The sequence below is a fragment of the Pseudonocardia hierapolitana genome, from assembly GCF_007994075.1.
Lineage (GTDB): Bacteria > Actinomycetota > Actinomycetes > Mycobacteriales > Pseudonocardiaceae > Pseudonocardia > Pseudonocardia hierapolitana.
This window is the reverse complement of record NZ_VIWU01000001.1, coordinates 8257905-8279962: the sequence shown is the minus strand read 5'-3', so window position 1 is coordinate 8279962 and position 22058 is coordinate 8257905. Positions and strand designations below refer to the sequence as shown.

Genomic DNA, 22058 nt, shown 5'->3' with positions numbered 1-22058 from the left:
GGGCGTGATCCGACTCGACCGGCAGCCGTGGCGGGAGGTGCGGGCCGCGGGGGAGCGCGGGGCGATCGCCGTGCTCCCCGTCGGCTCGCAGGAGCAGCACTCCGAGCACCTGCCCATGGGCACGGACACGCTGCTCGCCGAGGCCGTCGTCGACGCGGCCGCCGGCCTGATCGGGGACGGCGGCGACGGCGGCCCGGAGCTGGTCCGGCTGCCCGCGCTGCCGTTCGGACACAGCCCGCACCACCTCTTCGCGGCGGCGGTGTCGCTGTCGGCCACGACGCTGCTCGCCGTGCTCGACGACGCGCTCGACTCGCTGGTGCGCAGCGGGTTCCGCCGCGTCCTGCTCGTGAACGGGCACGCCGGCAACGACGAGGTCGTGCGGCTCGCCGTGAAGCGCTGCGCGCTGCGGTCGGACGTCGCGCTGGGCGCCTGCTCCTACTGGGCCCTCGCAGGTCCCGAAGAGCCACCGCAGTCCCCGGGACACGCCGGCTGGTTCGAGACTTCGCTGCTCCTCGCCGTCCACCCGGACCTGGTCCGCCCCGCGGTCCGGTGGCGGGAACCGGATCCGCCGCCGCTGTTCCACCGGTCACCGGCGCCGGGACTGGTGGTGGCCCGGCACGGTGAGTGGGAGCGGGTGGGCGGCGCCACCGACGACGCCACCGATGCGGAGGCCGATACCGGCCGGGGCCTCCTCGCCGCGCGCGCCGAGGCACTGGCGGGCGCGATCCGGGCGTTCGACGCGGCCACGGCCGGGAGCCACGGCCCGTCGCCGGGGTCCTGAGCTCCCAGGAAGGGCGCTGTGGTCGACCGGCTGCCGCTCCGGTGGAGGTCGCACGCCGCGTCACGACTCCACGAGCGCAACGGCGTGATCCTCCACCCACGCGATCTCATGTGCCAGTTCGTCGAGCACGCCGCGGCGAGCCAACCTCACCTCCCACTCGGAACCCTCGGCGACGAGCGTCCACAAGTGGTCCAGGTACTGCCGCATCCGCTCGATCCCCGTCCGCAGGATGCCCACGTCGGCCTCGACGCCGTACGCGTCGACCAGCAAGCGGAACCGGCGCGCCTTCTCCGCGATGCTCGTCGGCAGTCCCGCCGCTCGACACCTCTCCTCGGACGAGAACGGCACCCAATTCCAGGCGGCATACCCGAGGTCCCACGCGCGAGGCCCCGGCGCCGCCGACTCCCAGTCGATCAACGCCACCGGCACGCCCGCCCGGAAGACGACGTTCCCCGGCGACAGATCGTTATGGCAGATCGTCTCGACCGGTCGCCGAACCTCCAACTGCCACTCCCGGCCGGTCCACGGAAACGTCGCCGCGGCATCGTGATACGCACGCAGGAGGCCGCCGAGGTGCACGAGCACGTCGTCCCGCCAGACCCGGTGACCCTCCCGTACGGGCCCGACGTCCGTTTCCGCTGGACGTGCACCGGACCGGCCGTCGACGAAGGTGAGAACCTCGCGCCCCCGGTCGTCGAAGCCCAGTGCACGTGGCGCGCCACCAAAGCCTTCACGCTCGAGATGCCGCAGCAGATCGAGCACGGCCGGAGACCACGGGCGACCCACGCGCCGAACCGTCCGACCCACTCGAACGGCCCCTGAATGCGAGCCGCCCTCGAGGGGAATCTCCGGCTCGACCACGGGTCCGGCCAACGGATCGGCTGCTCGCCGACCGAGCTGGTCGCGGCACATGGGGGCACCGTAGCGCCGATGGCCAGAGCGATCGATCGAGTTGCCGGGGTCGGTACCGGGCGATCACCGCTCTCATGAACGGTCGGTTTACCCACGCGCGAGGCCGCCGGCTTCCGCCGACTGGTGGGCGCCTCGGCGGAGTGGCGGACGTTCGGCGCGCCCGAGCAACTGTCAGGGCTGGTGACGAGACCGACCGGGGCGCGCGTGCCGCGCTCCGGAACGCGCCGGACGGTTCCGGGTCACGCTGGGAGCGCCAGCCCGTCCGTCAAGTCGGCAGAGGCTCGGTTCAGTGCGCGGCCGGGACCGTGCCGGACGCGAACCAGGCCCTCGCGTCGAGCGGGCAGCATTTCCCGGCACCCATCGCGCACGCGCGCCCGCCGCTCGACCGTCAGCGACGCGAGGTGCTGCCCGGCGGGCCCGACCCGGTAGGTGAAGGGCTCGCGTCGGCCAGCGCGACGGCCAACGTCGGCGTGTAGCGCCCCATGAAGCGGTCGTACTGTTCCGCCAGGGCGGTGAACTGCACCTCGCTACTCAATCCGAGCCGTATGTCGAGGTCAGGCCCCGCGCGTCACCAGCGGTAGTCGAGGAACTTCCCGTCGAGGGTGACGACGACGCGGTCGCCGTCGGGGTCCGGCCGGCGGGAGATGTCGACGCGGAAGTTGATGGCGCTCATGATCCCGTCGCCGAACTCCTCGTGGATGAGCTCCTTGAGCGCTGGGCCGTAGACCGAGAGGGCCTCGGTGAAGCGGTAGATCGTGGGGTCGGCCATGAGGGCCGGGTCGGTGCCCCGGGAGGGCTGGAGCTGGAGGCTCTCGGCCACGGTCTCGTCCAGCCCGAGGACCTCGCACGCCTTCTCGGCCTGCTCGGGTGTCATCGGGTGCTGGCCGAGCAGCGCCGCGGTCGTCCACACCAGCGGGGTGCCCAGCGCCTCGGCGATCCCGGCCCACGTGAGGCCGCGCCGCTTCCGGGCGGCGACGACGAGGTCGGCGGCGTCGGACTTGCTCGTGATCGGGTTGATCGTCGGCTCCTTCTCCAGATCGATGGGGCCTCAGGCTCGCGGGCGCTCTTTGCGCTCGTGTTACGTCCGGGATACGTGCGCCTGACCGGAGGAGCGTGACGCTGTGAGCGGGGCGTGACGCGATGATCGTCGGACCGTAACGGAACGGCAACACGGGGTTTCAACACTCGACGGGTCTGCCGGGAGTGACCTGAGGAGTGCCCGTATGTCCTACCTGAACCCGTCGGAGTTCGTCGGAAAGATGATCGACGCGGGCGAGGCGAAGGTCTTCATGTCCACCCGTGACACCGTGATCCGGGCCTACATGGCAGGCGCCATCCTCGCCCTCGCCGCGGCGTTCGCCGTCACGGTCACCGTGCAGACGGGGTCGGCCCTCGTCGGGGCGCTGCTGTTCCCGGTGGGGTTCTGCCTGCTGTACCTGCTGGGCTTCGACCTCCTGACCGGTGTCTTCACGCTGGTGCCGCTGGCCTGGATCGACAGGCGACCGGGCGTCACGGTCAAGGGGGTCCTGCGCAACTGGGCGCTGGTGTTCGCAGGCAACTTCGCGGGCGCCCTCACGGTCGCGCTCATGATGGCCGTGATCCTCACGTTCGCCTTCACCGTGGCCCCGAACGAGGTCGCGCAGCGGCTCGGCGAGATCGGCACGTCGAGGACCGTCGGCTACGCCGACCACGGTGCTGCCGGGATGCTGACCCTGTTCCTGCGCGGCGTCCTGTGCAACTGGATGGTCTCCACCGGCGTCGTCGCCGCGATGATCTCGACGTCCGTGTCGGGGAAGGTGATCGGGATGTGGATGCCCATCCTGGTGTTCTTCTACATGGGCTTCGAGCACTCGGTCGTCAACATGTTCCTGTTCCCGTCCGGGATCATGCTCGGCGGCGACTTCTCGATCGTGGACTACCTGGTGTGGAACGAGTTCCCCACCGTGGTCGGCAACCTCGTCGGCGGCCTCACCTTCGTCGGGCTCACGCTGTACGCCACCCACGCGCGCCCCGGCGCGGGCCGCACGCGTCCGGCGCGGGAGGACGTGAGGACGCCCGAGGTGGCCGCGCGCTGAGCGTCAGCTCCCCCGGTGCAGGCGCCGGTATCGACCCGGCGGCACGCCGCAGGCCTGCGTGAACGCGGCGTGGAAGCCGCTGTGCGAGCCGAAGCCGGTGTCCTCGGCGATCCGCCGCGTGGTGGCCGTGCTCGTGAGCAGCTGCCGCTGGGCCTCGGCGATGCGGCGGTCGGTGAGGTAGGTGTGGATGGTCGTGCCCAGGACCTCGCGGAACAGGGTCATCGCGTAGTTGGGGTTGAGGTGCACGGCGGCCGCCACGTCGGCCGTCCGGATCGGGTCGCGGAAGTTCTCGGTGATGAACCGGGCCATGTGAACGACGTGCCGGACGGCGTCGGGCAGGTCGGCGCGGGCGCCGGCATCGGCCGGCAGCGCGGTGCGCAGCAACCGGCGGATGCCGGCCTGGATCTCCAGCAGGGCGATCGCGTGCAGGTCGGACGCGGCGCTGGCGAGGTCGTCCGACCAGCGGCTGAACGCGTCGCGGCCCGGGTGGCCGGGTCGAGCGGTGACGAGGGGCGTGCCGCGCAGCAGCTCGGCGATCGCCGGGCCGGGCAGGCTCCAGGCGAGGACCTGTCCCAGCGGGACGTGCAGCCAGCGGACGCTCGCGTTCCAGTTGTGCGGGGTGTCGATCAACCGGTGCGGCACCGCCGCCCAGAAGAGGGCGGCGGTGCCGGGCTGGATCGTCACCAGGGTGCCGCCGAAGAGGTAGGTGAGCGGCTGGTCCTCGACGATGTTGACCTCGAGGTCGTCGTGGCGGTGGGCGCTCGCCATGGCGTGGCCCCGGCCCTGCCAGCAGGCCAGCCGGGACGGGTGCTCGAGAACGTTGGACACCTGAGGATCCTGGAATTCCGCCGGAGGTTCGCGGACCGATTCTAGGGGGCTCAGCTCCTAGCGTGGGGGCATGGCCAAGATCACTATCGTCGGCGCCGGCGGATACGTCTTCCCGTTCCGGCTGATCGGTGACCTGCTCAGCTATCCCGCGCTGCGCGACAGCACGCTCACGCTGATGGACATCGACGCCGGCCGCCTGGAGCGCACCGCGAGCGCTGCCCGCGCGCTCGTCGCGCACCACGGCTTCCCGACCACGGTGCAGAGCACCACCGACCGGCGGGCGGCCCTCGACGGCGCCGACCACGTGATCATCACGTTCCAGGTGGGCGGCGTGGACGCCTTCCGCGACGACGTGGAGATCCCGCGCCGGTACGGCGTGGACCAGACCGTCGGCGACACGCTCGGCCCCGGTGGGGTGTTCCGGTTCCTGCGGTCCGTGGTGGCCTACCGCGAGATCGCCGCCGACCTCGCCGAGCTCGCGCCGCGTGCCCAGGTGATCAACTACGCCAACCCGATGGCGATGGCCACCTGGTACCTGAACGCGCTGGGCGCCCGCACCGTGGGCCTGTGCCACAGCGTGCAGGGCACCTCCCGGATGCTCGCCCGCGCGCTGGACGTCCCGTACGAGGAGGTGCGCTTCCGGGCCGGGGGGATCAACCACCAGTCGTGGTTCACCGAGTTCCGTCGGGGCGATGAGGACCTGTACCCGCGCCTGCGCCAGGTCATGGGGGAGCGGCACCTGCACGGGCCTGCCGGGCGCGGGTTCGCCTCGGACCACGGCGACCACAGCGGCGCCGACCGCGGGGAGTCGGTGTACGAGGGCGGCAACGAGCGGGTCCGCACCGCGATCATGGACGCCTTCGGCTACTTCCACACCGAGTCGAGCCACCACGCGTCGGAGTACCTGCCGTACTTCCGCAAGTCGCCCGAGCTCGTGCGCGAGTTCATCCCGGAGCGCTGGGACTACTACGAGATCTGCCAGAACCACGACGAGGACGGGCAGACCGCGAAGCTCCTCGACGACCTGAAGCGCGAGCTGGCCCCGTCGGTCGAGTACGGCGCGGCGATCGTGCACAGCATCGAGACCGGACAGCAGAGCGTGATCTACGGCAACGTGCCCAACACCGGGCTCGTCACCAACCTGCCCGACGGCTGCTGCGTGGAGGTGGCCTGCCTCGTGGACGGCAACGGCGTGCAGCCCGCGGTGTTCGGTGCGCTGCCGCCGCAGTGCGCCGCGGTCAACCGCACCGGGATCAACGTGCAGGAGCTCGCGGTGACGGCCGCGCTCACCGGCCGCCGGGAGCACGTCTACCACGCCGTCATGGCCGACCCGCTCACCAGCGCGCTGCTCACCCTCGACCAGATCACGGCGATGGTCGACGAGCTGTTCCTGGCGCACAAGGCGTACCTGCCGCCCGAGCTCTCGGCCTGATTCCGGATCCACCTCGTCGGGGAGTACTCGCGATCTTCCGGCGGATCGTGGGCCCTGTCCAGCATGAGATCGTTCGCTGCGTGACGACGCCCGCCCTCTGGTGGCGGCCCGACCCGCAGGCCGGGTCCCATCCGCGCCCGCTGCCGGACGGGCTGCTCCCGTTCCACCGCCTGCTGCCCGGTTACGCGCCCACCCCGCTCGTGGAGCTGCCGGAGGTCGCGGCGCGGCTGCGGGTCGGGCGCGTGCTGGTGAAGGACGAGTCGGACCGCTTCGGGCTGCCGGCGTTCAAGATGCTCGGGGCGTCCTGGGCGGCGGCGCGGGCGGTCCGGGAACGGGTCGGCGCGGACTCGCTCGACCCCGACGCGATCCGCCGCCGCGTCGCGGAGTCGGCCGCCCGGGTCCTGCTCTGCACGGCCACCGCGGGCAACCACGGCCGCGCCGTCGCGCGCACCGCCCGCCTGCTCGGTGTGCCCGCCCGGATCTGGGTGCCCGCGGCGACGCCCACACTCCTGCGCGCGGCGATCGAGGGGGAGGGCGCCGACGTGGTCGGCGTCGACGGCGACTACGACGACGCGGTGCGGGAGGCGCGCTCCGCCGCGGCGGCGGAGCGCGACGCGGTGCTGGTGCAGGACACCGCGAACGGCACGGACGACGGTGAGGTCCCCGGGTGGGTGGTGGAGGGCTACGCGACCCTGTTGCACGAGGTCCGCACCCAGCTCGGGCGTGAACCCGACGTCCTGGTCGTGCCGGTGGGCGTCGGCTCGCTGGCCCTCGCGACCGCGACGTATGGCGCCGCGCGGCTGCTGACCGTCGAGCCGGCGCAGGCGGCGTGCCTGCTCACGAGCCTCACCCACGGCGAGCCACACACCGTCCGCACCGGCCGGACCGTCATGGCCGGGCTCAACGCAGGCACCGTCTCCGCTGCGGCGTGGCCGGTGCTGAGCGCGCGGGTGGCGGCCGCGACCGCCGTCGCCGACGAGGCGGCACTCACCGCGGCCGGCGAGCTGCACGCCGCGGGCGTCGCGGCGGGGGCCTGCGGTGGCGCGGCGCTCGCCGGGCTGGAGCGGGCCATGGCCGAGCCCGGCGCCCGGGAGGCGCTCGGGGTCGACGAGGACTCGTGCATCGCGGTGCTCAGCACGGACGGGACCGGCTGACGATCTCGCCCCCCTGCACGACGTGCCGGAGGTGCTCGGGATCCACCAGCACGCCGATGTCGGCGAGCGGATCGCCGTCGAGCACGAGGAGGTCGGCGTGCGCGCCGGGCCGCAGCATGCCGATCTCACCGGCCATGTTCACGAGGTCGGCCGCCACCGAGGTGGCCGAGCGGAGGATCTCGAGCGGCTGCTGCACCTCGGCGCGCAGGCGGAACTCGTGCTTCTGGTGGCGGTGCATACCGCCGAGGAGGTCGGTGCCGTAGGCGAGCTTGACGCCGCCGCGCGCGGCGCGGTCGAGGGCCTCGAGGCCGGCGCCGAGCACCTCGTCGACCTTGCGCCAGCTCGACTCGGGGAGCCCGAACTCGCGGCCCTCCTGCTCCAGGGCCCAGTAGGTCACCAGCGTCGGGACGAGGAAGGCGTCGCGCTCGCGGAACAGCTCGACGCTGCGGTGGTCGAGGAGGTTGCCGTGCTCGATCGACCGGATCCCCACCTCGAGGGCGCGGTTCACGGCGCGCGCGGTGTAGGCGTGGGCGGCCACGTACCGGTTGGCCGCCTCGGCCTCCTCGGCGATGGCCCGCAGCTCCTCGAGCGAGTACTGGGTGGAGTCGATGCGGTCGGTGGGCGAGGCGACGCCGCCGGAGGCCATCACCTTGATGTGGTGGGCGCCCTTGCGCAGCTCGTCGCGGGCCGCGGCGCGCACGGCGTCGACGCCGTCGGCGATCCGGCCCAGGCCCGCGCAGCACGGGTGGTCGTCGTGGCGGTGGGTGCCGCGGGCGCGGCCGTCCCCGTGCCCGCCGGTCTGGCTGAGGGCGCGCCCGCAGAACAGCAGGCGCGGCCCGCGGATCAGGCCTTCGGCCTGCGCGTCGGCGAGCCCGTAGTCGGCGCCGGAGGCGTCGCGGACCGTGGTGAACCCGCGGTCGAGCATCTGCCCCATGATCCGCGTGCTGTGGGCGGCGACGTACGACGGCGACAGCGCGAGCCGAGGTCCGCGGTCAGCGCGGTGACGTGCACGTGCGCGTCGATCAGGCCCGGGATCACCACCGCGCCTCCGACGTCCTCGACGCGCGCGTCCGGTGCCCTGAGGCCGGTGCCGATCTCGACGATCCGGCCGTCGGCGCAGCGGAGGTCGCCCTCGACGTAGCTGCCCTCGGCGGGGTCGAGCAGCAGGGCGTTGCGGAGCAGCAGCGAGCCCGCGGTCACGTCACACCTCCACGCGTTCTCGGGGACGGCTCTGCGGGAGGCGGTCCGGTCGGGCCGGCAGGGGCACCGCGGCAGCGTATGGTCCGCTTCTCGATCTCGGCAACGCGTTGCGCCGTCGTGCCGTCGCCGCGAGGGCGCCGGGCTTGGCAGCCGTCCGGTGGCGCGGTAGGCAGATCATGTGTGGGCGCAGCAGCTGACCGGTCCGTCGATGTTCCAACCGGTGGAGGTGCCCGCCCCGGCCGCGGGCGACCTGCGCCCGGGGGAGGTGCTCGTGGCGCTGGAGCACGGCGGCATCTGCGGCAGCGACCTGCCCTACTTCCGGGCGGGCGGGCGGCCGGTGGTGGAGCGGGGACGGCCTGCGGGCGCGCCACCGGGCTTCCCGCTGCACGAGATCGTCGGGCGCGTGCACGCCTCCCGCGACTCCGCCGTGGCGGTCGGGGAGCGGGTGGTCGGTTGGGCGTCGGCGGCGGACGCGCTGGCCGAGCTCGTGGTCACCGCCGGTTCCGGACTGCACCCCGTCGACGGCGACGGCCACCGCGCGCAGGCGATCGTGGCGCAGCCGCTGGCCTGCGTCCTCTACGCGGTCGACCAGCTGGGCGACCTGCGGGGCAAGCGGGCCGCTGTGCTCGGGCTCGGCTCCATCGGCATGCTGTTCGCGTGGGCGCTGCGGCAGCGGGGCGCGGCAACGGTGGTCGGTGTCGACCCGGTCGACCGCACCGCCCACGCCGCCGCGTTCGGCCTCGACGAGGTGCTGGTGACCGACAGCCTGCGGTGGTCGGAGTCGCTCGGTGGGACCGACCGGCCCGACGTGGTCGTCGAGGCCGTGGGCCACCAGACCGCCACCGTCACCCATGCCGTGCGCGGGGTCGCCGACCACGGCACCGTCTACTGCTTCGGCATCCCGGTGCGGGACGCGTACCCGATCGACGTCTACGACGTCGTTCGGCGGAACCTGCGGGTCATCGGTGGCCTCACCCACGACCGGCGCGCGGTGCTGGGCCGGGCGCTGGCGCACCTGCACGAGTTCCCGCAGGTGGCCGAGGAGCTGGTCACCGACGTGCGTCCCGCGACGGATGCCGCGGCCGCCTACACGGCGGCCTGCACCCCGACGGCGGGCCGCCTGAAGACGGTGCTCGCGCTGTAGCGGCCCCGAACGTCACCAGTCGTGGACGGTGCCGTCCTGGAGGCGGTTCACCGGGAGGTAGGACGGCGAGTACTTGAACTTCGCCGCGGCCTCCTTGTCGACCGTGACGCCGATGCCGGGGGTCTCGCCGGGGTGCAGGTAGCCGTCGTCGAAGGTGTAGGAGCGGCGGAACACCTCGTAGGTCTCGGCGGTGTGCGGCGCGAACTCCTGGATGCCGAAGTTGTGGATCGCGAGGTCCAGGTGCAGGCCGGCGGCCATGCCGACGGGGGAGATGTCGGTGGGGCCGTGGATGCCGGACTTCACCTGGTGCAGCGCGGCGTAGTCGAAGAGCTTGCGCATGGCGGTGATCCCACCGGTGTGGGTCACGGCGGAGCGGACGTAGTCGATCAGCTGCTCGCGGATCAGGGTCTGGTAGTCGAAGACCGTGTTGAAGACCTCGCCGATCGCCAGCGGGGTGGTCGTGTGCTGGCGGACCAGCCGCAGGCCCTCCTGGTTCTCGGCGGGCGTGCAGTCCTCCAGCCAGAACAGGTCGTACGGCTCGAGGGCCTTGCCGAGCTTCGCCGCCTGGATCGGGGTGAGCCGGTGGTGCACGTCGTGCAGCAGCGGCAGTTCGGGGCCGAACTCGCCCCGGACCGCCTCGAACACCGTCGGCAGGTGGCGCAGGTACGCGGGGGTGTCCCAGACCTCCTCGTTGGGCAGGCCGGTGCGGTCGAGGGGGTTCCCGATGCCGTAGATCGTGTCCAGGCCGGGCACGCCGGACTGCACGCGGATCGACCGGAAGCCTTCCTCCCGGCGCGCCCGGATCGAGTCCAGCACCTCCGGCAGGTCGCGGCCGCTCGCGTGCCCGTAGGCCATGATCCCGGTGCGGCTGGCCCCACCGAGCAGCTGGTAGAGCGGCATGCCGGCGGCCTTGGCCTTGATGTCCCACAGCGCCACGTCGACGGCGGCGATGGCCGCCATGGTCACCGGCCCGCGCCGCCAGTAGGCGCCGCGGTAGAGGTACTGCCAGGTGTCCTCGATCCGGTGGGCGTCGCGGTCGATCAGCAGGGGGACGACGTGGTCGCGCAGGTAGCTGGCCACGGACAGCTCGCGGCCGTTCAGGGTGGCGTCGCCGTAGCCGACGAGGCCGTCGTCGGTGGTGATCTCGAGGGTGACGAAGTTGCGTCCCGGGCAGGTGACGATGACGTCGGCGCCTGCGATCCGCATGGAGATCCTTTCTCGTTATCCCTTGGTGGCGCCGGCGGTGAGCCCCGGCGATGAGGTAGCGCTGCCCGAAGACGGCGGCGAGCACGACGGGGACGCTCATCAGCGTGGAGGCGGCCATCAGCCCGCCCCAGTCGGCGTGGGCCGCTCGGTGATGATCGGTACGCCGAACACGCGGCCCTCGGTGGTGACCCGCTCCCGTGCGCCCTCCTGCACGTCCGCCCAGTCGTACTCGGCGTCGCCGCTGACGAGGTCGGTGAGATCGGCGAGCCAGCCGTTGCGGGCGAAGAGCAGCTGCTCCTGCAGGGGCCGGTACATCATCACGTCGATGTCCGGCGCGCTCGCGTTGAGCTTGACGTTGTAGGTGGACGAGAGCTGGTCGGCCGTCATCGTGGAGACGACCACCCGCCGGTGGCGAGATCCTCGAACTCGCCGATCCGCTCCCTGATCGCCGCGTTCCACACGTGGTTGTTCAGCAACAGCCGCAGATCGCCGTCCGGCCCGTCGCCGGAGCGGGCACAGCCTGCGAGCCCGGCGAGCGCACCGACACCAGCGGCCCGCAGGACGTCCCGTCGTCGTAGCACGCCGCCCCCTCGCGGACTTGTCTGATGTCCTCTTCGGACCCTACGACAGATCTCGATCAGCCGCTCCAGCGATACCGGCGCTCGGGCCGCCCCGTGCCGCCGTACCGCAGCCTGACGGTGGCCGCGCCGGTGGCGACGAAGTGCTCCAGGTAGCGGCGCGCGCTCACCCGCGACAGCTCCGTGAGCTCGGCGCACTCGGCCGCGGACAGGTCGCCGTCGTGCCCGCGCAGAACCTGCTCCACCAGCCGGGCCGTCGGTGCGGTGAGGCCCTTGGGCAGCCGCGTCGTGCCGCCGTGGCGACCGCCGAACAGGCTGTCGATGTCGTCCTGCGCGGCACGCTCCAGCCCGGCGAGCCGCCCGCGCACCCGCGCCACCCGCTCCACGTGCTCGCGCAGGACGGCCGCGTCGAACGGCTTCACGAGGTAGTGCGTGGCGCCGCCGTGCAGCGCGGCGGTCACGGTGCCCGGGTCGTCGGCCGCGGTGATCACGAGCACGAACGGGTCGTCCGGGGAGCCGGTGCGCAGCTCGCGCAGCACCTCGATCCCGGACCGGTCGGGCAGGTAGACGTCCAGCAGCACGAGGTCGGGCCGCAGCTCGCCGGCCAGCCGGACGGCGTCGGCGCCCGTGTGGGCGACCCCGACCACCTCGCAGCCGGGGATCCGCGCGACGTACCCGCTGTGCACGCGGGCGACCATGAAGTCGTCGTCGACGACGAGCACCCGCATGTCCATCAGGCGGGCACCTGGGCGGGGGCGAGCGGCAGGCAGGCGGTGAACACGGCGCCGGCGAGGCCCGGGCCGCCGTCGTTGTGCAGGGTGATCGTCCCCCCGCGGCGCAGGCACACCTGGCGGGCCAGCGCGAGCCCGAGTCCACGCCCGCCGGTGTCGTGCTCGGCTGCCTTGGTGCTGAAGCCGTGCCGGAACACCTCCTCGACCAGCTCGGACGCCACGCCGGGGCCGGAGTCGCGGACGGTCACGCGCACGGCGTCGGGCTCCGTCGCGAACGCGATCTCCACCCATCCGGGGCCGGCGGCGTCGAGCGCGTTGTCGACGAGGTTGCCCAGCACCGTCACCAGGTCGGCCGACAGGGCGGGATCCCGCGCGGGGTCGACCGCGTCGAGCCGGCTGCCGGGCGCGAGCCGCAGCTCGGCGCCGCGCTCGGTGGCGAGGCTCGCCTTGGCCACCAGCAGCGCGGCCACGGCGGCGTCCCCGACGCTCGCGGTGACCTCGCGGCGCCACTGGTCCGACCCGGCCACGATCCCCGCCACGAACCGCCGCACCTCCTCGTGCTCGCCGAGCTCGGTGAGCCCGGCGATCGTATGCAGGCGGTTGGTGAACTCGTGCGCCTGCGCCCGCAGCGTGTCGGTGACGTGGCGGGACGCGTCGAGCCGGTCCTCGAGGGCGGCCAGCTCCGTGCGGTCCCTGAGCGTGACGACGGCACCGACGGTGGCGCCGTCCACCACCACCGGCATCCGGTTGAGCACCAGCACGCGCGTGTCGTGCAGCACCACCTGGTCGGCGCCGACCGCGGTGCCGGTGAGGACGTCGCGCAACCGGTCGTCCAGGCCGAGGTGATCGACCCGGGTGCCGACGGCGTCGATCCCGAGCAGCTCCTCCGCCGCGGCGTTGAGCAGGGTGATCCGGTGGGCGCGGTCGAGCCCGAGCACACCCTCCTTCACCCCGAGCAGCATCGCCTCGCGCCGCTGTACCAGCTCCACGATCTCGGCCGGTTCGAGGCCGAGGGTCTGCCGGCGCACGCGCCGGGCGAGCAGCAGTGAGCCGGCCACCCCGAGCACGACCGCGACCCCCACCAGCGCCGCGGCCGGTCCGGGCGCCGCCACGAGCCCGGTCAGCAGCGGCGGCGCCTCGACCCGGGCGGCCACGAGCCCGACGACGCGCCCGTCGTCGGCGAGCACGGGTACCTGCGCCACGACCGTCCGCCCGTCCGGGTTGCCGACCCACGCCCGCCCGGCAGGCGCGGTGCTCTCCCCGACCGGGAACGGCTCGCCCACCTGCGCCGGGTCGGCGGCGCTGCGCACCACGAGGTCGGCGTCGACGATCACGATCTCGTCGGCGCCGGACAGGTTGCGCGCGCTCGTCCCGAGTGCGGGCAGGGGGCCGAAGCTGCGGGCAGCGAGGCTCTCCCGCACGCCCGCGGTGGCCGCCACGTCCTCGGCCACCGACAGCATCCGCCGCCCCTGCGTCTCCCGGAACGCCGCATCCGACTGCACCACCGCGAGCGCGGTGACGGCGGCGAGCAGCAGCCCCACGATCCCGAGCTGCCAGCCCAGGAACTGCCGTGCGAGCGTCCGTCCTGTGCTCAACTGCCTCCGCTCCGCTTCGGCGGGCTCGCGGGCCTTTGAGGCGCCGCCCTGCTCCTCCGGTGCTCGGTCGCTCGTGTTGATTTGATTGCCTCCGCTTCGCTCCGGCGGCTCGCAGGCCCTCGAGACGCGGTCCCGCTCCTCCGGTGCTCGGTCGCTCGTTCCTCGCTCCCTGCGCGCCTCCCCCGCGGGACCGCGTCGGCCTGCTCGCGCCTCGATCCCTGCGCGCCTCCCCGCAGGACGGCGCCGGCCCGCGAGCGGTCGGCGCGGTCGACCTCGATCGGGGCGTCGAGCCGTGACCATAACGACCACAACGACCGATGTGCGAGCAAGGCAGACAGGAGCGTCGTCGCAGCTCACGATGTGCGCCACGACATACCTCGACGGAGAGGGAGACACATGCGGACCCGGAGTGTGGTCGCGGTGCTCGCGGCGCTGGCCGCGGTGCTGCTGGTGCCGCCGGCGGTCGGCGGGCTCACCGGCGGCGGCGACGGCACGCAGCTGCGTGGCCTGCGGTTCCTGGTGCCCAACGCGCCCGGCGGTGGCTACGACATCACGGCGCGCACGGCGGCCAAGGCGATGGAGGACGCCGGGGTCACCGGCGCCGTGGAGGTCTTCAACCTCCCGGGCGCGGGCGGCACGGTCGGGCTCGGCCGCACGGTCAACGAGAGCGGCAACGACCGGCTCGTCATGTCGATGGGCCTTGGCGTCGTCGGCTCGGTGTACACCAACGACTCGCCCGCGACGCTCACCGACACCACGCCGATCGCGCGGCTCACGCAGGAGACCGAGATCGTCGTCGTCGGCAAGGACTCGCCGCTGCGCACCTTCGACGACCTCGCGGCGGCCTGGCGGGCCGACCCGGGCGCGGTGCCCGTCGGTGGCGGGTCCAGCCCGGGCGGGCCGGACCACCTCGCGCCGATGCTCATGGCCGAAGGCATGGGGATCGACCCGCGCACCGTCAACTACGTCTCCTACGACGGCGGCGGTGAGCTGCTCGCCGCGGTGCTCGGCGGCAAGGTCGCGTTCGGCGTCTCCGGGCTGTCGGAGTACGCCGACCAGATCGAGGCGGGCGAGCTGCGCGTGCTGGCGGTCACCGCGGCGCAGCGCGTACCCGGCGTCGACGCGCCCACCTTGAAGGAGGCGGGCGTGAACGTCGAGTTCGCCAACTGGCGCGGCATCGTGGCGCCGCCGGGGCTCAGCGACGAAGGTCGCGCCGAGCTGGTGGCGGCGTTCACGACGCTGCGGGAGTCGCGGGAGTGGAAGGAAGCCCTCGAGCGCAACGGCTGGCAGGACGCGTTCCTGCCCGGTGACGACTTCGCGGCGTTCCTGCGGTCCGAGAACGACCGCGTCGCCGGTGTCCTGCGGAACCTGGGGTTGGTGGCATGAGCGAGCTCGCGAGCGAATCAACGGCACAGCGCGAATCAACGGGCGAATCAACGGGCGAATCAACGGGCGAATCAACGGGCGAATCAACGGCACGGCGCGCGTTCGTTCCGTGGCTGCGCGAGCACTCCGAGCTGGGCGTGTCGGCCCTGCTGCTCGCGACCGGCGTCCTCGTGCTCGCCGACGTCCTCACCGCACCCCGTTCCGGCAACGCCTCCGACCCGCTCGGCCCGAACGCCGTGCCGTTCCTGCTGGGCGGCCTGCTCCTGCTGCTCGCCGTGCTGCTCACGCTCGACGTGCTCCGGGGTGGCCACGGCGAGGCCGAGGCGGGGGAGGACATCGACCTGGCCGTGCCCGCCGACAAGCGCACCGTGCTGATCCTCGCCGGCGTGATCGTCGCGACCGCGGCGCTCATCCCGCTGCTCGGCTGGCCGATCGCCGGCACCGTGCTGTTCTGGGGCGCGACCTACGCCCTCGGCTCGCGCGCCTTCCCGCGCGACCTGCTGATCGCCGCGGGCGTCTCGCTGGCGACGTGGCTCGTGTTCGACGCGCTGCTCGGCGTGGACCTGCCCGGCGGACCGCTCATGGGGCTGATCTGACGTGATGGAGAACCTCACCCTCCTCTTCGAGGGCTTCGGCCAGGCGCTGACGCCGGCCAACCTGCTGTTCTCGGCGATCGGCGTGCTGCTGGGCACCGCGATCGGCGTGCTGCCCGGCATCGGCCCGGCGATGGCGGTGGCGCTCCTGCTGCCCGTCACGTACGCGTTCGACCCGACCGGCGCGTTCATCCTGTTCGCCGGCATCTACTTCGGGGCCATGTTCGGCGGGTCGACCACATCGATCCTGCTCAACACCCCCGGCGAGAGCGCGTCGGTCATGGCGGCGATCGAGGGCAACCCGATGGCGCGGTCCGGCCGCGGCGCGCAGGCGCTCGCCGCCGCCGCGATCGGGCACTTCATCGGCGGCATCGCAGGTGCACTCGGGCTGGTGCTGCTCGCGCCGCTGGTGGCCTCGGTCGCGGTCGACATCGGCGCCCCCGATTTCTTCGCGATCATGGTGCTGGCGTTCGTCGCCGTCACCTCGGTGCTCGGCAGCTCCCGGGTGCGCGGCTTCGCGGCGCTCGCGATCGGCCTGACGATCGGCCTGGTCGGGCTCGACCCCCTCTCCGGCCAGCCGCGCCTGACGTTCGGCATCCCGCAGCTCGCCGACGGCATCGACGTCGTGATCGTCGCGGTGGGGCTGTTCGCGGTGGGCGAGGCGCTGTGGGTGGCCGCGCACCTGCGACGCACCGTCGACCGGCCGATCCCGGTGGGGCGGCCGTGGCTGTCGCGCGACGACCTGCGCCGCACCTGGAGGCCGTGGCTGCGTGGGCCCTTCATCGGGTTCACGTTCGGATCGATCCCCGCCGGTGGCGCGGAGATGTCGACGTTCATGTCGTACGTGGCCGAGCGCCGGCTCTCCCGGCGTCGGGACGAGTTCGGGAAGGGCGCGATCGAGGGCGTCGCCGGACCGGAGGCGGCGGCCAGCGCGTCGTCGGCGGGCACGCTCGCCACGATGCTCACGCTCGGCCTGCCGACCACGGCGATCGCCGCCGTCATGCTCGCGGCGTTCCAGCAGTTCGGCATCCAGCCCGGCCCGCTGCTGTTCGAGAACGAGCCGGACCTGGTGTGGACGCTCATCGCGAGCCTCTTCATCGGGCTCGTGCTGCTGCTGGTGCTGAACCTGCCGCTCGCGCCGGTGTGGGCGAAGCTGCTGCGCATCCCGCGGCCGTACCTCTACGCGGGCATCCTGTTCTTCGCCTGCGTCGGCGCCTACGCGGTGAGCGGTCAGCCCGTCGACCTGCTGGTGCTGCTCGCGATCGGTGCGGTCGGGTTCCTCATGCGCCGCTACGGGCTCCCGGTGCTCCCGGCGATCATCGGCGTGATCCTCGGGCCCGACGCCGAGCTGCAGCTGCGCCGCGCCCTGCAGCTCGCGGACGGCGACGTCACCACGCTGGTCTCCACGCCCCTGTCGGTGGTGGTGTACCTGGTGATCGCGGCCCTGCTGCTGTTCCCGCTGGTCGGGAAACTGAGGAGGCGTGATGCGGACGTGCCGCCTCCACCGCCGCGGGAGCGCGTGGGCGTCTGAGGCGTGTCAGCAAAGCCACTTTGATGGCGCGAGACGTCGTGAAAGTGGCTTTGCTGACGTCCGGCGTGGCCGGTAGGACGGACCCGTGCTCGTCACCTCCCGGTCGGCCGCGGAGTACCACGCGATGTTCGACCTCACCCCCGACGACCTGGCGGGGCCGATCCTCGACTGCTGCGCGGGAGGAGCCAGCTTCGCCGCCGAGACCGGCGGCCGGGTCGTCGCCGTCGACCCCGCCTACGCGCTGGGCCCCGGTGAGTTGGCGGTGCGGGTGCGCACGGGGCTCGACGAGGGCGATCGGATGATCGAGCGGAACGCGGACCGGTTCGAATGGGGCTGGTACGGCAGCCCCGCCCGACGCGCGGAGATGCGGAGGGAGGCGGCCGAGCTCTTCCTCGCCGACCTGGAAGGGCGCCCCGAGCGGTACGTCGCCGGTGCGCTGCCCGACCTGCCGCTGGCCTCCGGCGCCGTCGACCTCGTGCTGTGCTCCCACCTGCTGTTCACCTGGGCCGATCAGCTGGGCGAGGACTGGCACCGGCGTGCGCTGGCCGAGCTCGTCCGCGTGGCCCGCCGCGAGGTCCGGATCTTCCCGGTCGTCGTCCAGGGCACCGGGGATCCGGTGGCGTTCCTCGACCGCCTGCGGGCCGAGCTGGACGATGTCGGCTGCCGGTCACACCTCCGGGATGTGCCCTACCGGTTCCAGCGGGGCGGGGACCAGATGCTCCTCGTCGAGTGTGCTCCACGGCCGAAGCGGTGAGAGTCCGAGCTAGCCCACGGGCTGGTCCGGCCGGCTGTCCGGCGCCCGTCCGATCGTGCGAAGGGCCTCCTCGGTCCAGCGCTGGGCCCCTCGCACGGCGCCGAGGCTCTCGGCGTCGGCAGGGGGACGGGCCCCCGTGTAGGCGTCGGTCGCGGAGCGCAGCTCGAAGACCGCGGCCCGCAGCTGGTCGACGCCGGCCCGCCGGTCTTCCGGAGCCGACGCCGCAACCTCGTTCAGGTTGGTCGTGAGCGTCTCCACCCGGGGTCGGTAGGCGGTCCAGGTGGCGAGACGCGCAGCGGCGTCCTGACTGCTGAGCGTGTTCGGGAGCAGCTCGTGGGCCAGCCACGTCGTCTCCGCCACCACGGCGTCGAGCCGAGCGGCCCAGGCCTTCGCCCGCCGGGCGCGGGCCGACGCAACGATGATCACCACGGCGGCGACGACCAGCAGGCCGAGCAGCCACCAGAGCCAGCTCGGGGTGGAGGTGGACGACGGTTCGGCTGGAGCCGCCGCGGCGGGCGCCGGGGTCGGCTCTGCCGGAGCGGCGGTCGTGGCCGGCGCCGATCCGGTCGTCTCCGCCTGCGCGGGGGTCGGGGCCGGTGACGGGTCCTGTGTGGGGAGCAACGCCTCGGAACGCGTCGGTAGCGCGACCGCGGTCCGCGGCGGTTGATCCGGGGACTCCTCGGGCGTGGTCGCCCGCACCGGCGGGGTGAACGAGAGCTCGGGGAGCTCGACCGTGGGCCGGGCGGTGAGCGATGGTGCGGGCAGCTCATCGGTGGCCTGCGCGGTCGAGGCGGGAGGCCCACCGCCGCCACAGGCGGAGACTGCCAGCCCGAGAACACCCGCGAGAAGAACGACCCGAGGCCTGCCGAGTGGTCCGCGCACAATGGTCACTCAGCGGATCGTCCTCATCCGCCCGATTACGGGCGTCGCCCGAACCGGGTGAATCGGATCCGGCAATCGTGCGCGATCGAGGTGTCAACGGTGCCGGCCCGCCGCTCTCGTGGGTTCGGCGTGCGCGTGCCTGTTCCAGCTCAGATCCATGACAAAGGCGAGAACGACGATCACCAGCGTTGCGAGCACCGACACCGGAGCGTTGACGACGAGGTCGAGCAGGAATTCCGCCGGCGCGATCGCGGCCGTTGCGACGGCGAGGACGAGGAGGGACAGGCGGGCGCCGGTCTCGGTGTGAACGCGGAAATGCGCCACGGTGCACCTCCCGAAGATCAGCAGAGCTACCGCGCTACCGATGGAGTCGATCGCGTTCAGCGCGGCGGCCCGCCGGAACAGCGCTGATCACGGCGGCCGGGCTAGCGGCGGTGAGTCGCGTTGTCGCCGAACGCGGTCAGGAGCTCGTGGCGGAAGGCGTCCATCCGCCACACCGGGGCGTGCGGGCCGGGCCGCAGCCCGTCCTGCCAGTGCCAGTCGGAGACCTGGTCCAGCACCGCGGGGTCCTTGGCGACGATCGTGATCGGGACGTCGCGGTTCTCGGTGGGGCCGGTGACGATCGGGGAGGGCTGGTGATCACCCAGCAGCACGACCACGAGGTCGTCGTCGCCGTAGGTCTGCACGTAGGAGATCAGGCTCGTGAGCGAGTACTCGATGCTGCGGCGGTAGTCCTCGCGCACGGTGGCCGGGTCGCGGGTCAGGATGGCCTCGGGCTGTTCGGTCTGCCCGTCGAGGTAGTCGTAGACCGAGCCGTCGCCGACCTTGTCCCAGTCCAGGAACGGCGGGAGCGGGGTCCACGGGGCGTGGCTGGTGACGAGCGGGATCTCGGCCATCACCGGGCCGCGGTCGGCCCGTGAGCGTTCGAGCTCCTCGAAGGCCTTGAGGGTGTACTGGTCGGGCATGGTCGCGAAGCTCATCCGCGGGCCCTGGTAGCCGAGCTGGGAGAAGTCGTAGATCTGGTCGTAGCGGTACCAGGCTCCCTCCGGCCAGTCGAGGAACACCCCGGGCATCACGCCGACGGTGCGCCAGCCCGCGCGGCCGAAGTCGGTGATGAGCGTCTGCCGGTCGGTGTGTTCGAGGGCGTCGTGGCGGTGCTGGCTGTCGACCCACAGGCCGGACAGGAAGGTGGCGTGGGCGAGCCAGCTGCCCGCCCCGGTGGTCGGCGAGGTGAGGTACGCGCTGCGCGCCCCGAACCCGGCGTCCTCCAGCTGCTTGGTCCCCTCGTCGAGCAGGGAGTGGATCGGCGGGCCGAGCCGGGGGTCCTCGAGCGCGACACGCCCGTAGCTCTCGACGAACGCGAACACGACGTCCTTGCCCTGCAGGCCGGCGAGCAGCCGGTCGTCGGGGGTGGTCCGGAACGGGTCGACCGGGACCTCCGTCTCGAACCGCTCCAGGTCCAGCACGTCGCTGCGGACCTCCAGCGCCCGGTACAGGGCGAGCGTGGCGGTGCTGTCGGAGGCGAGATCGACGTCGGGCACCAACCTCGTGCCGGTCGTGAGACACGCGGTCCACACGGCCGTGGCCACCGCGATGGTGGCGATCGCCGCCTGCCGGTGCGGCACCACGACGTGCCGGGCGAGTCGCCCGACCGCCCACGTCGTGAGGGCGACGACGGCGACGGCGAGCATCGCGGCCGCCACGCCCGCCGCCATCGCTCCGCCCTCGCCGGCGGCCTGCTTCACGAAGATCGCGGCATTGGCGAGGTTCTGCCAGTCCGACAGCAGGTCGAACGGGCGGTTCAGCGTGGCGAAGAAGCCCATGTCGAGGACCTTGAGGATGGTCACCGCGCCGAGGCCCGCCCCGATCAGCGCCGTCAGGACCGGCCGGATCCGCGTGGGGACGGCGAGCACGAGGGTGGCGGCGAGTATCGCCTCGGCGGGGACGCGGAGGAACGCGGCGGGCGTGATCATGTCGATGTCGTTCGGCAGGAGCAGCGCCCCGAACACGATCGTGGCGGCGAGCGCGGTGAGCACCCGGCCGGCCACGGGGTGGTGCGCCGGTGTACCGGTGACGAACGACAACCCGGGCCTCCTTGCGTCTGCGGGATATGACCCCGGGTAGACACACGGCGGGAGGCGGCGCCGGGTTCAGCCCGCCGGCCGGGCCGCCCTCGGCGGGGCGCCTTCCAGCGGAGCCGTCGTGCTGCGGACGACCAGCTCCGTGGCGAGCTCGACGTGGTGGGAGTCGAGCGCCGCCCCGGCCGCCATCTGCAGCACGGTCTTGACCGCGACGCGGCCCATCTCCCGCAGCGGCTGGCGGATGACCGTGAGCGGGGGAGAAGCCATGCGGGCGAGCTCGGTGTCGTCGAAGCCTGTGACGGAGAGGTCCTCGGGGACCCGCAGGCCGCGCACGCGGGCGGCCTCGATGATGCCCATGGCGATCGTGTCGCTCCCGCCGACGACGGCGGTGGGCCGGTCCGGCAGGTCCAGCAGCCGGGCGCCGGCGCGCAGCCCGACGTCGTAGGTGAAGTGCTCGTTGTGCACGAGCGCGGGATCGGCGGTGATCCCGGCGTTCTCGAGCGCGGCGCGGTATCCGTGCAGGCGGGCCTGGTTGCAGCCCGAGCCCGCAGGCCCGCCGACGTAGCCGATGCGCCGGTGCCCGAGCGCGAGCAGGTGCTGGGTGGCGGACAGCCCGCCCGCGAAGTTCGTGGACCCGACGCTGGTGACCTCGACCCGGGGGAGGCTCATGGGGTCGAGGACGACGAGGGGAATGCCGGTGAGCGCGAGGGCGTCGATGTGGGCGCTGGTGAGCGCGCCGGTCACGACGATGACGCCGGCGCGCCCGCTGCTCGCGAGGCGGCGTGCCCAGTCGTGGGCCGAGCCAACGGGCAGGCGGTCGTCGCCGAGCTGGCCGATCACGATCGAGGCGCCCGCCTCCTCGCCCGCGTGCACCACCCCCTCGATCACCTCTGTCGAGTAGGCGCCGAACGCGCCGTGGACGATCAGCTCGACGGTCAGGACCGCGCCGGCCGAGCGGCGCGCGGTGGGCGACACGTAGGCGTGCCGGCGTAGCAGCTCCTCGATCAGAGCGCGGGTGTCGGGTGCGACGTCCTCCCGGCCGTTCAGGACCTTGGAGACGGTGGCGACCGAGACGCCCGCCGACGCGGCGATCGTCGCGAGCGTGGTGCGTCCGGCCCGCCGGCCACCGGCAGACCGCTGCGATGCGGTCAGGAGGGCCTCCTTCGGCCTGTCGTGGACACGCGCACGTTATCCC

The 22058-nt window shown here is 73.1% G+C and carries 21 protein-coding genes and 1 pseudogene; 9 read left to right on the top strand and 13 right to left on the bottom strand.

The annotated features are described in order from the left end of the window. Positions 1-4: 4 nt before the first annotated feature. On the top strand, positions 5-781 hold the full coding sequence (locus FHX44_RS39005) for a creatininase family protein (RefSeq protein ID WP_147260359.1): 777 nt from the start codon (positions 5-7) through the stop codon (positions 779-781). Between the two features lie 60 nt (positions 782-841). Here FHX44_RS39005 and FHX44_RS39000 read toward each other — a convergent pair whose 3' ends face one another. Both FHX44_RS39000 and cynS read right to left on the bottom strand, forming a co-directional pair. Continuing rightward, entirely contained in the window at positions 842-1543 is a 702-nt protein-coding gene (locus FHX44_RS39000) for a phosphotransferase (RefSeq protein ID WP_212612852.1), read from the bottom strand. Between the two features lie 718 nt (positions 1544-2261). Further along, the gene (gene cynS, locus FHX44_RS38995; RefSeq protein WP_147260357.1) at positions 2262-2711 is read right to left on the bottom strand and encodes a cyanase; all 450 of its coding nucleotides are present in this window, start codon (positions 2709-2711) and stop codon (positions 2262-2264) included. Between the two features lie 205 nt (positions 2712-2916). On the opposite strand from cynS, the gene FHX44_RS38990 reads away from it, so the two are divergent. Continuing rightward, positions 2917-3768 (top strand): formate/nitrite transporter family protein, encoded by an 852-nt coding sequence (locus FHX44_RS38990; RefSeq protein ID WP_147260356.1) that lies wholly within the window; start codon positions 2917-2919, stop codon positions 3766-3768. 3 nt (positions 3769-3771) lie between these two features. Here FHX44_RS38990 and FHX44_RS38985 read toward each other — a convergent pair whose 3' ends face one another. Next, positions 3772-4596: a helix-turn-helix domain-containing protein gene (locus tag FHX44_RS38985; protein WP_147260355.1), complete on the bottom strand. Its 825-nt coding sequence runs from the start codon at positions 4594-4596 to the stop codon at positions 3772-3774. Positions 4597-4666: 70 nt separating this feature from the next. Here FHX44_RS38985 and melA point away from each other — a divergent pair, with 70 nt between their 5' ends. Together melA and FHX44_RS38975 are read left to right on the top strand one after the other, a co-directional pair. Then, positions 4667-6028, top strand: a complete 1362-nt coding sequence (gene melA, locus FHX44_RS38980) for an alpha-glucosidase/alpha-galactosidase (RefSeq protein WP_147260354.1) — start codon at positions 4667-4669, stop codon at positions 6026-6028. An 80-nt stretch (positions 6029-6108) separates the two neighbouring features. After that, entirely contained in the window at positions 6109-7182 is a 1074-nt protein-coding gene (locus tag FHX44_RS38975; protein WP_212612851.1) for a pyridoxal-phosphate dependent enzyme, read from the top strand. On the opposite strand, the pseudogene FHX44_RS38970 reads toward FHX44_RS38975, so the two are convergent. Beyond that, positions 7160-8382: pseudogene (locus FHX44_RS38970) on the bottom strand (metal-dependent hydrolase family protein). The gene FHX44_RS38975 and the pseudogene FHX44_RS38970 overlap by 23 nt on opposite strands. A gap of 208 nt (positions 8383-8590) precedes the next feature. On the opposite strand from FHX44_RS38970, the gene FHX44_RS38965 reads away from it, so the two are divergent. Next, positions 8591-9526 (top strand): zinc-binding dehydrogenase, encoded by a 936-nt coding sequence (locus tag FHX44_RS38965; protein ID WP_212612850.1) that lies wholly within the window; start codon positions 8591-8593, stop codon positions 9524-9526. 12 nt (positions 9527-9538) lie between these two features. Here FHX44_RS38965 and manD read toward each other — a convergent pair whose 3' ends face one another. The 5 genes from manD to FHX44_RS38940 form a co-directional block, all read right to left on the bottom strand. Further along, a complete protein-coding gene (manD, locus tag FHX44_RS38960) occupies positions 9539-10732 on the bottom strand; it encodes a D-mannonate dehydratase ManD (protein ID WP_147260352.1) in 1194 nt (397 codons plus the stop codon). A gap of 117 nt (positions 10733-10849) precedes the next feature. Next, complete coding sequence (locus FHX44_RS38955; RefSeq protein ID WP_147260350.1) at positions 10850-11134, bottom strand: type 2 periplasmic-binding domain-containing protein; 285 nt, start codon at positions 11132-11134, stop codon at positions 10850-10852. After that, a complete protein-coding gene (locus FHX44_RS38950; RefSeq protein WP_147260349.1) occupies positions 11116-11313 on the bottom strand; it encodes a hypothetical protein in 198 nt (65 codons plus the stop codon). Before FHX44_RS38950 ends, FHX44_RS38955 begins: the two co-directional genes overlap by 19 nt. Before the next feature lie 56 nt (positions 11314-11369). Continuing rightward, on the bottom strand, positions 11370-12038 hold the full coding sequence (locus FHX44_RS38945; protein WP_147261830.1) for a response regulator: 669 nt from the start codon (positions 12036-12038) through the stop codon (positions 11370-11372). 5 nt (positions 12039-12043) lie between these two features. Then, on the bottom strand, positions 12044-13636 hold the full coding sequence (locus tag FHX44_RS38940; protein ID WP_147260347.1) for a sensor histidine kinase: 1593 nt from the start codon (positions 13634-13636) through the stop codon (positions 12044-12046). Positions 13637-14032: 396 nt separating this feature from the next. On the opposite strand from FHX44_RS38940, the gene FHX44_RS38935 reads away from it, so the two are divergent. From FHX44_RS38935 to FHX44_RS38920, 4 genes are all read left to right on the top strand, one after another. Beyond that, on the top strand, positions 14033-15022 hold the full coding sequence (locus FHX44_RS38935; protein ID WP_147260346.1) for a Bug family tripartite tricarboxylate transporter substrate binding protein: 990 nt from the start codon (positions 14033-14035) through the stop codon (positions 15020-15022). Further along, positions 15019-15618, top strand: coding sequence for a tripartite tricarboxylate transporter TctB family protein (locus tag FHX44_RS38930; RefSeq protein WP_147260344.1), 600 nt, complete (start codon positions 15019-15021; stop codon positions 15616-15618). The genes FHX44_RS38935 and FHX44_RS38930 overlap by 4 nt, the downstream gene beginning before the upstream one ends. Before the next feature lie 4 nt (positions 15619-15622). Further along, positions 15623-17146: a tripartite tricarboxylate transporter permease gene (locus FHX44_RS38925; protein WP_147260342.1), complete on the top strand. Its 1524-nt coding sequence runs from the start codon at positions 15623-15625 to the stop codon at positions 17144-17146. A gap of 85 nt (positions 17147-17231) precedes the next feature. After that, positions 17232-17900 (top strand): methyltransferase domain-containing protein, encoded by a 669-nt coding sequence (locus tag FHX44_RS38920; protein WP_147260340.1) that lies wholly within the window; start codon positions 17232-17234, stop codon positions 17898-17900. A gap of 9 nt (positions 17901-17909) precedes the next feature. Here FHX44_RS38920 and FHX44_RS42525 read toward each other — a convergent pair whose 3' ends face one another. The 4 genes from FHX44_RS42525 to FHX44_RS38895 all read right to left on the bottom strand — a co-directional run bounded on the left by FHX44_RS42525 (position 17910) and on the right by FHX44_RS38895 (position 21955). Continuing rightward, a complete protein-coding gene (locus FHX44_RS42525) occupies positions 17910-18791 on the bottom strand; it encodes a hypothetical protein (protein ID WP_170309221.1) in 882 nt (293 codons plus the stop codon). Positions 18792-18875: 84 nt separating this feature from the next. Further along, positions 18876-19106 (bottom strand): hypothetical protein, encoded by a 231-nt coding sequence (locus FHX44_RS38905; RefSeq protein ID WP_147260336.1) that lies wholly within the window; start codon positions 19104-19106, stop codon positions 18876-18878. 101 nt (positions 19107-19207) lie between these two features. Further along, complete coding sequence (locus tag FHX44_RS38900; RefSeq protein ID WP_147260334.1) at positions 19208-20866, bottom strand: alkaline phosphatase family protein; 1659 nt, start codon at positions 20864-20866, stop codon at positions 19208-19210. A gap of 66 nt (positions 20867-20932) precedes the next feature. Next, on the bottom strand, positions 20933-21955 hold the full coding sequence (locus tag FHX44_RS38895; RefSeq protein WP_342793517.1) for a LacI family DNA-binding transcriptional regulator: 1023 nt from the start codon (positions 21953-21955) through the stop codon (positions 20933-20935). Positions 21956-22058 lie beyond the last annotated feature (103 nt).

Bases quoted from the DNA above. Each gene is read 5' to 3' on its own strand.
- manD (WP_147260352.1), bottom strand. From the start codon at position 10,732: ATGCGGATCGCAGGCGCCGACGTCATCGTCACCTGCCCGGGACGCAAC.
- FHX44_RS38965 (WP_212612850.1), top strand. From the start codon at position 8,591: ATGTTCCAACCGGTGGAGGTGCCCGCCCCGGCCGCGGGCGACCTGCGC.
- FHX44_RS38935 (WP_147260346.1), top strand. From the start codon at position 14,033: ATGCGGACCCGGAGTGTGGTCGCGGTGCTCGCGGCGCTGGCCGCGGTG.
- FHX44_RS38990 (WP_147260356.1), top strand. From the start codon at position 2,917: ATGTCCTACCTGAACCCGTCGGAGTTCGTCGGAAAGATGATCGACGCG.
- FHX44_RS38930 (WP_147260344.1), top strand. From the start codon at position 15,019: ATGAGCGAGCTCGCGAGCGAATCAACGGCACAGCGCGAATCAACGGGC.
- FHX44_RS38945 (WP_147261830.1), bottom strand. From the start codon at position 12,038: ATGCGGGTGCTCGTCGTCGACGACGACTTCATGGTCGCCCGCGTGCAC.
- melA (WP_147260354.1), top strand. From the start codon at position 4,667: ATGGCCAAGATCACTATCGTCGGCGCCGGCGGATACGTCTTCCCGTTC.
- FHX44_RS38925 (WP_147260342.1), top strand. From the start codon at position 15,623: ATGGAGAACCTCACCCTCCTCTTCGAGGGCTTCGGCCAGGCGCTGACG.